The organism is Amycolatopsis lexingtonensis (assembly GCF_014873755.1).
Taxonomy (GTDB): Bacteria; Actinomycetota; Actinomycetes; order Mycobacteriales; family Pseudonocardiaceae; genus Amycolatopsis; species Amycolatopsis lexingtonensis.
In genome coordinates this window covers 9,889,746-9,903,709 of record NZ_JADBEG010000001.1, presented here as the reverse complement: position 1 = coordinate 9,903,709, position 13,964 = coordinate 9,889,746, and the positions used below count along the sequence as shown (strand labels likewise).

The 13,964-nt window shown below is 70.3% G+C and carries 13 protein-coding genes; 4 read left to right on the top strand and 9 right to left on the bottom strand.

Annotation, left to right across the window (positions count from 1 at the left end):
- Nucleotides 1–7: 7 nt before the first annotated feature.
- The 6 genes from H4696_RS45885 to H4696_RS45860 all read right to left on the bottom strand — a co-directional run bounded on the left by H4696_RS45885 (nt 8) and on the right by H4696_RS45860 (nt 7,402).
- Nucleotides 8–1,384, bottom strand: coding sequence for a cytochrome P450 (locus H4696_RS45885; RefSeq protein WP_086861806.1), 1,377 nt, complete (start codon nt 1,382–1,384; stop codon nt 8–10).
- Nucleotides 1,381–2,385 carry an enediyne biosynthesis protein gene (locus H4696_RS45880; RefSeq protein ID WP_086861805.1) on the bottom strand — a complete coding sequence of 335 codons (1,005 nt, stop codon included), beginning with the start codon at nt 2,383–2,385 and terminating at the stop codon, nt 1,381–1,383. The genes H4696_RS45885 and H4696_RS45880 overlap by 4 nt, the downstream gene beginning before the upstream one ends.
- Nucleotide 2,386: 1 nt before the next feature.
- Nucleotides 2,387–4,360, bottom strand: coding sequence for a CRTAC1 family protein (locus H4696_RS45875; RefSeq protein ID WP_086861804.1), 1,974 nt, complete (start codon nt 4,358–4,360; stop codon nt 2,387–2,389).
- Entirely contained in the window at nt 4,357–5,340 is a 984-nt protein-coding gene (locus H4696_RS45870; protein ID WP_086861803.1) for a DUF1702 family protein, read from the bottom strand. Before H4696_RS45870 ends, H4696_RS45875 begins: the two co-directional genes overlap by 4 nt.
- 132 nt (nt 5,341–5,472) lie before the next feature.
- On the bottom strand, nt 5,473–6,468 hold the full coding sequence (locus H4696_RS45865; RefSeq protein ID WP_086861802.1) for a DUF1702 family protein: 996 nt from the start codon (nt 6,466–6,468) through the stop codon (nt 5,473–5,475).
- A 28-nt stretch (nt 6,469–6,496) separates the two neighbouring features.
- Complete coding sequence (locus H4696_RS45860) at nt 6,497–7,402, bottom strand: helix-turn-helix domain-containing protein (protein ID WP_169735033.1); 906 nt, start codon at nt 7,400–7,402, stop codon at nt 6,497–6,499.
- Between the two features lie 497 nt (nt 7,403–7,899).
- Here H4696_RS45860 and H4696_RS45855 point away from each other — a divergent pair, with 497 nt between their 5' ends.
- On the top strand, nt 7,900–8,706 hold the full coding sequence (locus tag H4696_RS45855) for an AfsR/SARP family transcriptional regulator (RefSeq protein ID WP_086861801.1): 807 nt from the start codon (nt 7,900–7,902) through the stop codon (nt 8,704–8,706).
- A gap of 68 nt (nt 8,707–8,774) precedes the next feature.
- Nucleotides 8,775–9,473, top strand: coding sequence for a winged helix-turn-helix transcriptional regulator (locus H4696_RS45850; protein WP_086861800.1), 699 nt, complete (start codon nt 8,775–8,777; stop codon nt 9,471–9,473).
- Nucleotides 9,474–9,525: 52 nt separating this feature from the next.
- Here the strand turns inward: H4696_RS45850 and H4696_RS45845 are convergent, their stop codons facing one another.
- Together H4696_RS45845 and H4696_RS45840 are read right to left on the bottom strand one after the other, a co-directional pair.
- Nucleotides 9,526–10,746: an RNA polymerase sigma factor gene (locus tag H4696_RS45845; RefSeq protein WP_086861799.1), complete on the bottom strand. Its 1,221-nt coding sequence runs from the start codon at nt 10,744–10,746 to the stop codon at nt 9,526–9,528.
- Nucleotides 10,743–11,126, bottom strand: a complete 384-nt coding sequence (locus H4696_RS45840) for a YciI family protein (protein ID WP_086861798.1) — start codon at nt 11,124–11,126, stop codon at nt 10,743–10,745. Before H4696_RS45840 ends, H4696_RS45845 begins: the two co-directional genes overlap by 4 nt.
- 126 nt (nt 11,127–11,252) lie before the next feature.
- On the opposite strand from H4696_RS45840, the gene H4696_RS45835 reads away from it, so the two are divergent.
- Complete coding sequence (locus tag H4696_RS45835) at nt 11,253–11,918, top strand: maleylpyruvate isomerase family mycothiol-dependent enzyme (RefSeq protein ID WP_086861797.1); 666 nt, start codon at nt 11,253–11,255, stop codon at nt 11,916–11,918.
- A gap of 108 nt (nt 11,919–12,026) precedes the next feature.
- Here the strand turns inward: H4696_RS45835 and H4696_RS45830 are convergent, their stop codons facing one another.
- The gene (locus tag H4696_RS45830; RefSeq protein ID WP_086861796.1) at nt 12,027–12,647 is read right to left on the bottom strand and encodes an L-threonylcarbamoyladenylate synthase; all 621 of its coding nucleotides are present in this window, start codon (nt 12,645–12,647) and stop codon (nt 12,027–12,029) included.
- Nucleotides 12,648–13,275: 628 nt separating this feature from the next.
- Here H4696_RS45830 and H4696_RS45825 point away from each other — a divergent pair.
- The gene (locus tag H4696_RS45825) at nt 13,276–13,791 is read left to right on the top strand and encodes a DUF899 family protein (RefSeq protein ID WP_086861795.1); all 516 of its coding nucleotides are present in this window, start codon (nt 13,276–13,278) and stop codon (nt 13,789–13,791) included.
- The last annotated feature ends 173 nt before the right edge of the window (nt 13,792–13,964 follow it).

The window sequence follows — 13,964 nt, the reverse complement described above, 5'->3', positions numbered from 1 at the left end:
AGTGGCCTCAGGCGGCTTCGGACCGCCGCGTCCGCTCCCGGCGGTGCACGGTCATCGGCAGCCCGCCGCGCACCCGCAGCGAGAGCATCGCCTCGGGCTCGACGACCTTGCCCGGCACCTTGCGCAGTTCCAGGTCCCGCGCGGCCATCGCCAGCACGAACACCGCCTCCATCACGCCGAGGCTGTTGCCGATGCAGAACCTCGGCCCGGCCCCGAAGGGCAGGTAGGCGTACCGCGGCGGCCGCTCGGCGGCGGTGAACCGGCCCGGGTCGAAGCGCTCGGGGTCGGTCCAGAACCCCGGGTGCCGGTGCAGCGTGTAGGGCACCACGACGACGTCGGACCCGGCCGGCACGTGGTACCCGCCGATCTCGTCGTCGGCCTGGGCGATCCGCGGCAGCAGCCACACCGGCGGGTACAGCCGCATGACCTCTTCGACCACCGCGACGGTGAACGTCAGCCGCCGCAGGTCCTCGTACTCGGGCAGCCGGTCGCCCAGCACTTCGACGGCCTCGTCGTGCAGCCGCGCGGCGACTTCCGGGTGCTCGTCGATCAGGTGGAACGCCCAGCCGAGCGTGCTAGCCGTGGTTTCGTGCCCGGCCAGCAGCAGGGTGATCAGCTCGTCGCGCATCCGTTCGCGCGAAGCGCCGTCTTCCGAACCCGACGCGATGAGCCGGGACAGCACGTCCTCGCCGTTCTCGACCGGGTTCGCCAGGCGCTGGTCGACCAGCTCGTCGGCGATCCGGCGCAGGTCCTCGCGCGCGGTCCGGAAGTGCACCTGCTTCTTGAGCGGCACCCACTGCGGGACCATGCTCAGCGTGACCGCCTCGAACATGGCCTGGTCCTGCACGGCCTCGAACGAGTGGCCGAGGGTTTCGTACCCGCCCAGTTCGGCGTCGAGCAGCGTCTTGCCGAGCACGCCGAGGGTCAGCCCGGTCATCTCGTGCAGGATCTCGACCGGCCCGTCGTGCGCGGCGAGTCGTTTGATCAGACCGTCCACTTCGGACGCGACGATGCCGGCCTGGCGCGAGATCCGCTTGGGCTGGAACACCGGCTGGATGGTCCGGCGCTGCTTCTTCCAGGTGTCGCCGTCGCTGGTGAGCAGGCCGTCGCCGAGGGCCCGGCGGGCCTCCTGCAGGCCGATGCCCTTGTGGTAGTTCGCGGCGTTGTCCGCGAGCACGTGCTTGGCCAGGTCGGGGTGGTTCACCAGGTACATCGCCTTCGGTCCGATGGCGATGCGGACGACGTCGCCGTAGGCCTCGGCGTTGTCGCCCATGAGCGCGAGCCGGTCGGTGAAGAGCTGCTTCAACAACCGGATCGTCGCCCGGCGCGGCGGCCCGGGCGGCGCGGTGCGCGCCGCCCGGGGGTCGTCCGTGGGGATCGTCATGCCGCGACGGCTCCCGGCTTCTCGTCGTCCGCCGGCGGTTCCGCGGCGAGTTCGAGCTTCGCCTTCTGCGCGGCCTGGTCGGCTTCGAACTTGATGCGCGCCTTGTTCGAGAAGTGCAGGCCCCACAGGAACATCCCGCGGATCAGGCAGACGGTCGCGGTGGCCAGGAACAGCCCGTAGGCGACGTGCACGGCGGTGAAGAAGCCGTACGCCAGCGCCACGCCGGAACCGAACGCGAACTGCGAGACCGGCTTCGACGGCGACGTGCCCGGGTCGGTCACCATGTAGTTGGTGTAGAGCACGAACGCGACGCCGGTGCCCATCGCCAGCGCGCCGGGGATCGACGTGCCGAAGAGCCAGCCGCGGACGAAGGCCTGGACCACGAAGAAGCTCAGCCAGCCCAGGATCAGCCACATCCGGTTGGTCAGCAGCGCGTTGAGCACCGTGCCCGACACCAGGATGATGCCGACGATCAGCCAGCCGCCCCAGGTGGGGATCTGCTCGGTGAAGTGGTACGGCGGGGCGATGCTGGCCCACGGGAACACCAGCAGGATGATCGTGATGCCGAAGTTCGACGGGTTCATGTAGTGCCGCATCCGGCCGTACACCGGGGCCTGCAACACCCACTTCGCGCCGACGGCGACGACGACGCCGAACATCATCACGAGGATCCGGTCGTTCACGTAGGTCAGCATGTTGAGCGCGAGACCGGTGATGTGCGCCGGCAGCAGGAACTCCACGAGCCCCTTGAAGCCGTTGCCCTTGAACCGGACGCCGCGCCCGGTCACGCGGGCGTTGATGATCTCGAGCAGGATCTCCGTGGTGTACGCGGTCGCCAGCGCGACGAACGGGTACAGGTACGGCTGCTCGAAGCCGAGGAACGTGTAGCCGACGATGTTGAAGATCGTGATCGAGATCGCGAAGCGCCGCAGCGCGGTGATGACCTTGTTGGTCCGCTTCGGTGGCGCAGTGTCCACCTTGGTCAGAGTCGGGGTGGTCATGTCACATCGCTTCCTTCGCCGTGGTGCCCAGCTGGTACATGTGGCAACCGGGTTCGAGCTTCAGGTCCTGCGTCCGCAGCTGCCCGGTCCGGTCCCGCCACTGCAGGTGCACGTCGAGCGGCCCGCTGACGTCCTGGCCGAGGCCGATCTGGACGTCGAAGCTGCGCCGGCCGGCCTCCCCGCTGCTGCCGTCGACCCGGCCGAGGTACTTCTTGCCGTCCGAGGTGGTCACGGTGACCTGGGCGCCGATCGCGGGCGGGCCGGCCGCGGGCAGCGGGCCGGGCGCCACCGGGGCGTCGGTGAACAGCTTCAGCTGCAGGAACTTGCCGGGGTTCGGGCTGTCGTTGTGGTAGAAGATCGGCTGCTCCCACTGCCGCGCCACGGCGAACTCGGGCAGGCCGTCCCCGTCGGTGTCCCCGACGGCGATGCCGCGGGTCGGGACCGGCACGGCCAGGCCCAGCTTCGGCGCGAGGTCGACGTACCGGCCGTCCGCGCTCTTCACGAAGAAGTGCAGGGTCTGGTCGCCACCGATGTCGTCACCGGCACGGGCGTTCGGCCACCAGAAGGGGTTGGACAGCAGGCCGTCGTGGGCGGTGGCGATCTCCTGCAGGTTCGGCCAGCGGTTGACCTGGCCCTTGACGAACCCGGTCGCCTGGGCGATCTGGTTCTCGCCGCTGTTGTTGAAGTCCTGGATCTTGACGTCCCAGCCCCAGCCGGACCACGCCGTGCCCTTCGCGGCGCTGTCGTCGTGGAACGGCGCGACGCCGTCCTTGAACTGCCGGGTCAGGTCCGCGTTGTCCTTCGCGGTGTTCATGAACTGGAAGTTCGACTCTTCGATGCCCCACGACGTCGTGATGTTGCTGACGAACAGGTCGTAGAGGCCGTCGTGGTTCAGGTCGCCGAAGTCGACGCCCATCCCCTTGAAGGAGTCGTGGCCCAGCACCTTCGACTTCGGGTCGGCGATCCCGCGGACCCCGTTGACCTCACCGAACTCGATGTGGCCCGGCGTGGACTTGTTGTACAGGAAGTGGTCGTGCCCGAAGTCGTTGGCGATGTAGAGCTCGGGCAGGCTGTCGCCGTCGACGTCGGTGGCGCTGGAGGCCAGCGTCCAGCCGAGCCGCGCGCTCTCCGGGATGCCCTGGGACGCGTCGACGAACTGCGCGCTCGGGTTCGCCCCGGCCGTGGCGCCGGTCCAGCGGTAGATGAACTTGGCGCCCGAGTTGGTCGCGTGCGACATCGACTGGTTCAGCGTGATGCCGCCGTCGGCGTTCGGGTCGAGGACCTTGCTGTCCGGGAAGTAGTTCCCGACGAAGACGTCGACGTGGCCGTCGCCGTCGAAGTCGCCGATGGTGACCGAGTCGGTGTTCCACAGTGGACCGTTGTACTTGCCGTCGGCGCCGCGGTGGTTGCCCGGCACCAGCTCGGTCGGCTGGAACGCCGATGCGTCGAACTGGGCCGCGTTCGCCTTCTGCAGGAACAACACCGGCGTCCGGCCCCAGTAGTAGGCGAGGATGTCGGTGCGGCCGTCTTCGTTGTAGTCACCGGGCACGCAGCCCATCGGCGCCATGTAGTCCCACGTCGGCAGCGCCGGGGCGGGGTCGAGCGCGAAGGGCGCGTACCGCGGGCCGGAGTCCGGCGCCGGCGTGATGACGACCTGGTCGCTGCGCGGGTCGACGAGGCAGAGGTCGTTCGGCTTGCCGCTGCCGCTGATGTCGTTGATCGCGATCGCGGCGCCGACCGAGGAGATCCACGCGGCGATGTGCTCGTACTCCTTGTTCACCGTCCGGATCGACTGCGACTTCTTGGCCGCGGGCAGCGCGATCGTCATCGGGGTGAAGTGGAACTGGTCCGCCAGCTTGTCCTGTTCCGCGGCGGAGACGCTGGGCAGCCGTGCGACCAGGAACAGGCCGAGGATCAGCACCAGCGCCACGATGCCCGCCAGCTGCTTGCGCAGCCAGCCGAAGGTCGCGGTCATTTGTTCTTCCCTCCGTGGGTCAGCACTTCTTCGGCGATCCGCTGCCGCCAGGTTTCGAACGCCGGGACGTCGGCACCGTCGACGACCACGGCCGGCCGGACCTCTTGGGTGATGGCCGCGGCGCGTTCGGCGGACAGCCCGCAGATCGCCTGGGCCGCCATCTCGGTCTCCGGGATCATCAGGCCCGAGCGCACCCGGCACTCGGCGGCGAAGGCGCTTCCCTGGGCCAGCTGGCCGTGGTGGATCCCGGCCCGGTCGACCAGTTCCGCCAGTTCGTCGGCGGTGACGCCGCACGCGTAGGTCGAGGCGAGCCCGACCCCCGCGTACAGGTCGCCGTGGCGCGACTCGGGGAACTCCTCGATCGTCTTGCCCACCAGCTCGACGTCGGTGCCGCAGATGAACCACAGCGCCCGGCCGATGCCCTGGTCGATGGCGCGCAACGCGTACCCGTCGTAGCGCCGGTCCGGCCACGAGAAGCCGGGTTCCTGGTACTGCTGCCGGATGTACTTTTCGGTCTTGAAGTACGCCTGGTGGAAGCCATAGCCGTCGAGCACCAGCCAGCGCAGCAGCGGGTCGAACACCGACGCCTTCGGCCACGCGAACCGCGGCAGCCGGCACATGGCCCAGCCGACGCCGACGTAGATGATGTAGTCGTGCTTTTCGCCGGGGCCGGCCAGGAACTCGGCGATGTTCGTGCTCTTGCCGAAGGGCAGCCCGTCGAGGACGCCGTACCCCATTCCCGCGCCCTCGTAGGCGAAGCCGCGGAACTGCGTGGGAATCTGCTCCAGCCATTCCTCGGCCTGCTCCACCGACCGGGCTTCGACCGCGTGCGCGTACCCGAGGAGGAATTTCTCCCCGACCGTCTCGAGTCGTTCTTGAGCGGCTGGGCTCTTCCGGTGGAAGCCCCGCTTCTCCAGCGAGGTCTCCGAGACATTCGGTGTCAGGATGCGCCGTCTGAGCGCGCGCCAACCATTGCCCAACGCACTCTCCCCCTTACGGGTCGAATAGGAAGGTGTCGGATCTTCGCCTTCTACGGTCACAGATTCGCAGGTCAGCGCTCTACTCCACATTTGCGTGGGCGACGGCGGCCTCTCCGCGAGTGCGGAATCGCGTCAGCTCGCGCGGCGCCGGGCGGCCACGTCGAATTCGTCGCGGATCCGCTGCCGCCAAAGCTCGTAAGCGGGCTCCGGCCCGTCCTCGCCGTCGGCTCGCTCGGTGCGGTCCGCCAGGTTCTGCGCGCCCTGCACCGACAGGTCGGTGAGCACGCCGGCCGCGAGGTGCGTGTGCGCCGGGACGTAGCCGGAGTACGTGCGGGCCTTGACCGCGAACACCACGCCGAGCGCGAGCTCGTCGTAGTGCTCCCCGGCCAGCCGCCGCAGCTTGCCGAGCCCGGCCTGGTCGGCCCCGCCGGCGAAGGTCGCGGCGAGCCCGACCCCGCTCCACAGGTCCGCCCGGCGCCCCTCGGCGAACCGCCCGACTGCGGCGGCCGCGGCTTCGGGGTTGCCGCCGTTGATGAACCACAGCGCCCGGCCGACGCCCTGGTCGAAGGCGCGCGCGAAGTACTCCGGGCGCCCCGCCCACGGGTAGGGCTGCGGCTCGGCCTGCTCGCCGACCCACTTTTCGGTGTCGAAGTAGGCACGGTCGAAGCCGAAGCCGTCGACGGCGAGCCAGCTCATCACCGGGTGGTAGGCCACCCCGCTCAGCTCGGGCAGGATGTTCTTCCACAGTGGACGCGGCAGCCGCGCCATGGCGAAGCCGATCCCGATGTAGGTCAGGAAGATGTGCGGGCGGCCCGGTCCTTCGAGCAGCTCGCGCGTGCGGTCGCGGCCGCCGCCGGGCATGGCGTCGAGGATCGTGTAGCCCATCGTGGCACCCTCGTAGGCGAAGCCGCGCTGCTCGGGCTCGATCAGCGCGAGGCGCCGCTCGATCTCCCACAGCGACGCGCCCTCGATGGCCCATTCGAACCCGCACACCACCGCCTGCGGCACCGCCTCCAGCCGGGCCGTCGCGTCGGTGGGGGTGACCGGGAAGCCGCGGTCGGCGAACCCGACCGAAGCGAGCGAAGGCGCGAGCACCTTCTTGCGGAGCACACCGATGAAGGTGGACATCGTCGTAGTCGTCCTTTGCTCTCGGGGGTCAGGCGACGGCGCGCAGGTGCGGCCGCTGGGCGGCGAGCATGCGCTGGGTGAACGGCGACTGCTTCGACGCCAGGGTGATCGCGATCGGCGCGTCGGTCGACGCGGGCGCGCGCAGGCCGACCCGGCCGGTGGACTGGCCGTGCGGGGCCACCTGCACGGCCGAGTAGCCGATCGAGAACCGCGGCCCGGCGTTGCCCGCCTGGTGCTGGGCGACCGCGATCGCCGTCCACCGCCCGGCCGGGACGCCGTGGATGGTCAGGCCACCGGAGCTCATGTTGGCCATGCCGCCGAAGGCGACCGGGCCGCACTGGGGCACCGGGTCGGCGAACAGCCCGACCAGGGTGTCCGCCGGCGCCGAGCCGCGCGGCATGTCCAGCTGCAGCGACAGCACGCCGGAGCCGGTCTGCAGCGAGGCGCAGCTGCGGCCGGCCGCCCGCAGCGTCCGCAGCGGCGGGAGCCGCTGGAACGTCGGCGAGATCGCCACGAGCAGCTCGGCCACCTGCGGCTCGCGGTACTGCGTCGGGGTCATCCCGACCGCCCGCGAGAACCGGCTGGTGAACGTGCCGACGCTGCTGTAGCCGACGCTGCACACGATGTCCGAGACGTTCAGCGACGTCGTGAGCAGCAGCCGCTTGGCCTCGAACAGGCGCACGGCGGTGAGGAAGCGGCCGGGGGTCACCCCGGTCGCCTCGGCGAACATCCGGGAGAAGTGGAACCGGCTGACGAACACCTCGGACGCCAGCTCGGCGAGCGTGATCGGCTCGAAGTACCGCTCCTGGATGGAAGAGATCGCTTGAAGGACGGCGGGCCGGACCGACTTTTCCACTCGCTCGAGCGCCGGTTCGCGGTGCGGTTCGCCGAACTCGCTGTCGTTCCCGACAGCCGCAATAGAGCGCAACATCATCAGTCCAAACCTCGAATTCCCCTGATGGCAGTTCTCCTGGTTCTCCTGGTGCCAGGGAAGACGCCACTTCTCGCAGATCGATCGACGAGCGATTGAGGAATGCCGATGTCCGTCCAACCCGGACGCGTGACACCCACCCGGGTGCGGGAGTTCCGCACGGGTGTGGCGTGCGCGACACCCGGGTCCGGCGTGCGCGCCACCCGCGGCCTTGATCATCCGCGGTCCGCCGGGAGTCCCGTTTGGTCCGATCCAGGGACCCCCGGGACGGCCGGCTCCCAGGTTCGGCCGGATGGCCGCGGGTGCGCGATGCACATCCGGGCCGTGCGAAACGCATGTGGGGACGGGGCGAACGCACGAGGACTCTGGTGGGCGGTTCACTGGCCGTGAAGGGCCCGCTCTGTCACATTCGGATAGAAGCCCGGAGTTCGGCCGTCCACCGACCCGCGCGGCACGAACTGGGGAGCGCGAGGACGCATTGATGATGCTGGAGGCCTGCCATGTACTCCGAACAGCGGCGAACCGAAGAGCTGGACCCGGGCGGTGTCCGCTTCACCGTGCTGGGGCCGCTGGAAGTGCTGCGCGGGGGAACCGACTACGCCCCGACGACACCGAAGGTGCTGGCGCTGCTGGCCGTGCTCGTGATGCGACCGGGGAAGATGGTACACATCGACACCCTGATCCGGGAGCTCTGGTCGGACAACCCGCCGCGGACCGTCCGGACCACGCTGCACACCTACGTCTACCACCTCCGCCGGTGCATCGACCAGAACGGGCTCGCGGTCGACGGCGAGAAGATGTTGACCACCAAGCAGTCCGGTTACACCTTCCACATCGATCCGGCTCAGGTCGACACCTACGACTTCACCCGGTTGCAGCAGATCGGGCACGAGCACCAGGACGCCGGTGACCACTCGGCCGCCGCGGACGCCTACCGGGCGGCGCTGGACCTGTGGTCCGGTACGCCGTTCGCGAACGTCCACTGTGGACCGGTGTTGTCCGCGTACCGGACCGAGCTGCTGGAGCAGCGGCGCAGCGTGCTGCACCTGCGGATCGAAGCGGAGATCATCGGCGGGCGGCACCGCGAGCTGATCGGCGAGCTGCGCTCGCTGGCCACGGGCAGCCCGCTCGACGAGGCCTTGCACGGGCAGCTGATGCGCGCGCTCGGCCGCAGCGGACGGCGGTCCGACGCGATGACCGTCTACCGCAGGCTCCGGTCCCGGCTGGCCGGCGAGCTGGGCGTCGAACCGTGTGACGACCTGCAGACGCTGCACCGGGAGCTGATCTCCGAAGGCGACCACCGCTGATCCGCCCAGACTTCCCCGGCACCCGCCGAACCCGTCGGATCGCCCGAGAAAGAAGTGAGGAACGTTCGATGCCCACTGCACCCACCCGTGCCTACGGCCAGTTCTGCGGCGTCGCCCGCGCGCTCGAGCTCATCGGCGAGCGCTGGTCGCTGCTGATCATCCGCGACCTGGTGCTCGGCGCGAAGCGCTACGACGAGCTGCAGGCCGGCCTGCCGAAGATCCCGCCGTCCATCCTGTCGGCCCGGCTCAACGAGCTGGAGGCGACCGGCGTGATCCGCCGCCGCGTCCGCGCCGAGCTCGAGGCGGGCCTGGTCTACGAGCTGACCCAGTACGGCAGCGAGCTCGACCACATCCTGCTCGACCTCGGCCTCTGGGGCGCCCGCTCGCTGCACGCTCCCGGCGCCGACGACGTGTTCACCTTGGACGCGGCGATCCTGTCGCTGTACACGACTTTCCGCGCCGAGTGCGCGGAAGGCGTCCAGATCAACTTCGAGATCCGCTACGACGACCGCATGATCGTGCACGCCCTCGTCGAAGACGGCGCGGTCAAGGTCGGCGAGGGCCGGTTCCCCGGCGCCGAGCTGGTCATCAAGGCCGTGCACGGCGCGGCGCTGCTGGACCTGATGAGCGGCCAGCTCACCGCGCCGACGGCGTTGCGCTCGGGCAAGATCGCGATCGAGGGCGAGCTGTCCGACCTGGAGCTGTTCGCCCAGCTGTTCCACGTCCCGGCGGCCCCGGAGCCGGCGTCGGGCATCGTGGTCCGCTGACCCGGTGTCTTGAATGAGTCATTCAGGACCTCCGAAGACCTGAATGACTCATTCAAGACCCGTCGGCGGCCAACCGGTCCGCTTTCGCTTGCAGGTAACGGCGTTCCGGGCCACTCTCGGTACGCTTCGCCGCCCTGAGGTAGAACTCGCGCGCTTCCGCCGGCCGCCCCGCCTCTTCGAGCAGGTGCGCCCGCACGGCGTCGGCCCGGTGCGCCACGTCGACGCCGTCCAGCAGTTCCAGGCCCGCCGCCGGGCCCGACACCTGGGCGACGGCCACCGCCCGGTTCACCGTCACCACCGGACCCGGCATCAGTTCCTCCAGTACGCCGTACAGCTCGACGATCTGCGGCCAGTCCGTCGTCTCCGTGCTCGGCGCTTCGTCGTGCAGCGCCGCGATCGCCGCCTGCACCTGGTACGGCCCGATCGGGCCGCGGCCCAGCACCGCGCGGACCAGTTCGACGCCCTCGGCGATCATCGCCGCGTCCCAGCGCGTGCGGTCCTGCTCCGGCAGCGGGACCAGCTCGCCGCCGGGGCCGGTGCGCGCCGCCCGCCGCGCGTCCGTCAGCAGCATCAGCGCCAGCAGCCCCGCCACTTCCCCCTCACCGGGGATCAGCGCGCGCACCGCGCGCGTCAGCCGGATCGCCTCCGCGGCCAGCTCGACGCGCAGCAGGTCCTCCCCCGACGTCGCCGTGTACCCCTCGTTGAAGATCAGGTACAGCACCTGGAGCACCACGCGCAGCCGCTCCGGGAAGTCTTCGGGCGAAGGCTCGGCGAACGTCGAGCCCGCCGCCGCGATGCTCTCCTTCGCGCGGGTGATGCGGCGCGTCATGGTCGACTCGGGCACCAGGAACGCGCTGGCGATCTGCGCCGTGGTCAGGCCGCCGACCGCGCGCAGCGTCAGCGCGACCTGCGAAGGCGGCGAAACCGCGGGGTGGCAGCACAGGAACAGCAGCGTGAGCGTGTCGTCGGAGTCCGCGGGCCGCTCTTCGCCGGGACCGGCGACGACGGGGGCCGGCTCGCGCACGGCGACCGTCTCTTCGCGACGCCGCCGGGCGCTTTCGCTGCGCCAGAGGTCGGTGAGCCGCCGGGTCGCGACCGTGATCAGCCAGCTGCGCGGGTTGTCCGGGACGCCCTCGGCCGGCCACTGCTCGCTCGCCGCGAGCAGGGCTTCCTGGACGGCGTCCTCGCACGCGTCGAACTGGCCGTACCGGCGGACGAGCGCGCCCAGCACCTGCGGCACGAGCGGCCGCAGGACCTCGGCGACCCCGGTCACGCCATGGGGACTTCGGTTTCGGCGTCGGCGAAGAAGACGACCTCGCGCACCTCGATGCCGAGGCCTTCGATGGCCGCGTCCGGGATCATCGCCGCGAGCTCGACGGCGCGGTCCTTGCTCGCGCACTCCACGAGGTAGTAGCCGGCGAGGAATTCCTTCGACTCCAGGAACGGCCCGTCGGTGACGGCCGGCATCCCCGAGCGCACCCGCACGACGGAGCTGTCGGCGACCGCGCCGAGCGCCTGCGTGTTGATCATCTCGCCGGATTCCCTGATCGTGCGGATGAAATCCTGGTGCCCGGTCATGATGGTGTCCATCTCGGCCTCGGAGAGGTTCGCCATCACGTCGGGGTTCAGGTACATCGCCAGCAGGTACTTCACGCCCGCTCCCTTCGTCAGTGCGGTCGAACATAGCCGAGGCGGACGTCGCAACCGCGGAGTGGAGCCCCCGCGAGCCCGCCTGCCAGCCTGGACCCGGGCAGTCCCGGACCCAGGAGGGTGGCACCGATGGCCGACGTGTTCACGGACCTGCAGACCGAGACGGAGGCGCTGGCCGAACTGGCGGAACGCCACGGGTACGGTCCCGGCCCGAACATCACCGGGCACTTCGCCCGGCTGACGTCGACCGCGCGGCTGGTCCGGCTCAGCGTCGAGAACCCCGGCGCGTTCGGCGTCACCCCGCAGATCGCCTACGACTCGCTCGACGAGGCCATCCTGATCTGGCTGATCGAGCAGCGGAAGGCCAACGCCCTGCTGGCCGCGGCCCCGCCGGAGCCGGAGCTGCCGTGGAGCGACGGCCCGCTGCGCCCGTCGGTCCTCGCCGCGGCCGTGCTGACCGAGGTCTTCGCCGGCGGCCAGGACATCGCCGACCTGTTCGGTGTCCAGCCCCAGCGCGACGACTCGATCGGCCACGTCGCCTACTACGGCGTCCGGACCAGGGACCGCGCTTACCGGCGCCACCAGGAGGCGCCGCCCGCGAAGCCGTTCCGCTTCGAACTGGTCGCCCCTTCGGGAACGCGCTGGGACTTCGGCCCGGAGAACGCGACCGACCGCGTGAGCGGCCCGGCGGAGGACTTCTGCCTGCTGGTGACCGGCCGCCGGTTCGCCGAGGACCTGAACCTGACGTTCACCGGGCGGCACACCGCCGAATGGCTGGAACTGCTGGAGAGCTGACCGCCCGACCGCGCGGGTGCCGCCGGCCCGGCCAACGTCTTGAATGAGTCATTCAGGACCTCCGAAGACCTGAATGAGTCATTCAAGACGTCAGCCACCCGCCTGGCTTCACTCGAACGGGGACGGATCGCCCGCGCCCACGCGCAGGATCTCCGCTTCCCCGGAGGAGAAGTCCACGACGGTCGTCGGCTCCACCCCGCAGTCCCCCGAGTCGAGGACCGCTTCCAGGACGTTGTCCAGCTCTTCCTTGATCTCCCAGCCCTGCGTCATCGGCTCGCCCTCGCCGGGCAGCAGCAGCGTGCTCGACAGCAGCGGTTCGCCGAGCTCGGCGAGCAGCGCCTGGGTGACGCGGTGGTCCGGGATGCGCACGCCCACCGTCTTCTTCTTTTCGTGCATCAGTCGCCGCGGCACCTCCTTGGTGGCGGGCAGGATGAACGTGTAGCTGCCGGGGGTCGCCGCCTTGATCGCGCGGAACACGGCGTTGTCGATGATGACGAACTGCCCGAGCTGGGCGAAGTCCTGGCAGACCAGTGTGAAGTGGTGCCGGTGGTCCAGCTTGCGGATGCTGCGGATCCGGTCGAGCCCGTCCCGGTTCCCCGGCCGGCACCCGAGCGCGAAGCACGAGTCGGTCGGGTAGGCGATCAGCCCGTCGCCGCGGAGGATCTCGACGACCTGGCCCAGCGACCGCTTCTGCGGGTTCTCCGGGTGCAGGTCGAAATAGCGTGCCATGCGCCGAGCCTAGGGTCGCCCGCCCGCCCCGGCACGGCGGGCCTCCCGCGACCGGCGGCAACGGCTCCACCCGACCGCACCGGAAACACGGGCCCGCAGCGTCATGAACGGGTCGTTCACTTCGCCGGACGTCAGGCGCCCGGCAAAGTCGGGTCGGTGCGGTCCGCAGCGTTGCGCCGACGTCTTGAATGACTCATTCAGGACCTCCGAAGACCTGAATGAGTCATTCAAGACGTGGAGCGAGCGGGTCACCGGCGGCGGAGTGACCTGGCCGCGCGACTTCGCCGGCGCCCCGTCATCGGACGCGGTGAACGGGTCGTTCACGACCTCCGGCCCCCGGGACCTCGGCGAAAAAGGCTCCCAGCCGGCCCGAGCCACTCGCACCGGCGGGCTGGAGTAAGGGCACCTTCGGCGCATCTCGCGCCGCGGCCGGCCGACCCGGCGACTTCGCCGGTGCTCTGTCACCAAGCGCGGTGAACGACCCGTTCATGACATCCGGACCCCGCACCACCCGACCGCGACACGCCGGTCCGCGTCTCCTAAGGTGCGGTTCCCGGCCCGAACCCTGGGCTCGCACCACCGCACCGGCTCACAATCCGCTGTGGGACCAAGCCAGGGAGGACGAGTCATGTCGGAGCTGACCGTGCCGGAGCTTGACCGCCCCCGCGTCGTCGCCGGGGCCGAGTACCTGTTCGAGGGTTCGCGGGGCCGGGTCTCGCTCGCCGAGCTGTTCGGTGGTCACCAGCGCCTGGCCGTGCACCACCCGATGGCCGACCACAGCGGACCCGCCGATCTGGTGCCCGCCGCCGACGTCGCGGCCGCGCTGGACGACCCCGGCCTGCGGCTGGTGCTGGTGTCCCGTGCGTCCTACGCGAAGTTCGCGCAGTACCGGCGGCACCTCGGCTGGGACGTCGCCGTGTTCTCGGCCGCGGGCACCCGGTTCACCGAGGACTTCCCCGCGACCCGGCACATCCCCGGTGCCGCGGGTGGCGATTCGTGGGACGACGACGAGTCCGGGCTGAGCTTCTTCCGGCTCTCACAGGGTTCGGTGCTGCACACCGGATCGGTCGCCGTGCCGCGTCTCGACTTCCTCGGGCTGCTCGCGCACGCCTTCGGGTTCCCGCCCGCGCCGGATGGCCGCTGACCGGCTGTCAACTCCTTTTCCGGCGTCCGAACCGGCCGCCGGGACCGATCCGCGCGCTTTCGCACCGTTTTCGCCGCGCTCCCGTGAGTTAGGATCTACCGCACGCATGCACACCGCGCCCAGGTTCCGGCCTCCCGAGCGGACCGGCCGCCACGCAGATTCCGAGGGGTCCG

Bases quoted from the DNA above. Each gene is read 5' to 3' on its own strand.
- H4696_RS45830 (WP_086861796.1), bottom strand. From the start codon at position 12,647: ATGGCACGCTATTTCGACCTGCACCCGGAGAACCCGCAGAAGCGGTCG.
- H4696_RS45855 (WP_086861801.1), top strand. From the start codon at position 7,900: ATGTACTCCGAACAGCGGCGAACCGAAGAGCTGGACCCGGGCGGTGTC.
- H4696_RS45850 (WP_086861800.1), top strand. From the start codon at position 8,775: ATGCCCACTGCACCCACCCGTGCCTACGGCCAGTTCTGCGGCGTCGCC.
- H4696_RS45885 (WP_086861806.1), bottom strand. From the start codon at position 1,384: ATGACGATCCCCACGGACGACCCCCGGGCGGCGCGCACCGCGCCGCCC.
- H4696_RS45825 (WP_086861795.1), top strand. From the start codon at position 13,276: ATGTCGGAGCTGACCGTGCCGGAGCTTGACCGCCCCCGCGTCGTCGCC.
- H4696_RS45875 (WP_086861804.1), bottom strand. From the start codon at position 4,360: ATGACCGCGACCTTCGGCTGGCTGCGCAAGCAGCTGGCGGGCATCGTG.
- H4696_RS45880 (WP_086861805.1), bottom strand. From the start codon at position 2,385: ATGACCACCCCGACTCTGACCAAGGTGGACACTGCGCCACCGAAGCGG.
- H4696_RS45860 (WP_169735033.1), bottom strand. From the start codon at position 7,402: ATGATGTTGCGCTCTATTGCGGCTGTCGGGAACGACAGCGAGTTCGGC.
- H4696_RS45865 (WP_086861802.1), bottom strand. From the start codon at position 6,468: ATGTCCACCTTCATCGGTGTGCTCCGCAAGAAGGTGCTCGCGCCTTCG.
- H4696_RS45835 (WP_086861797.1), top strand. From the start codon at position 11,253: ATGGCCGACGTGTTCACGGACCTGCAGACCGAGACGGAGGCGCTGGCC.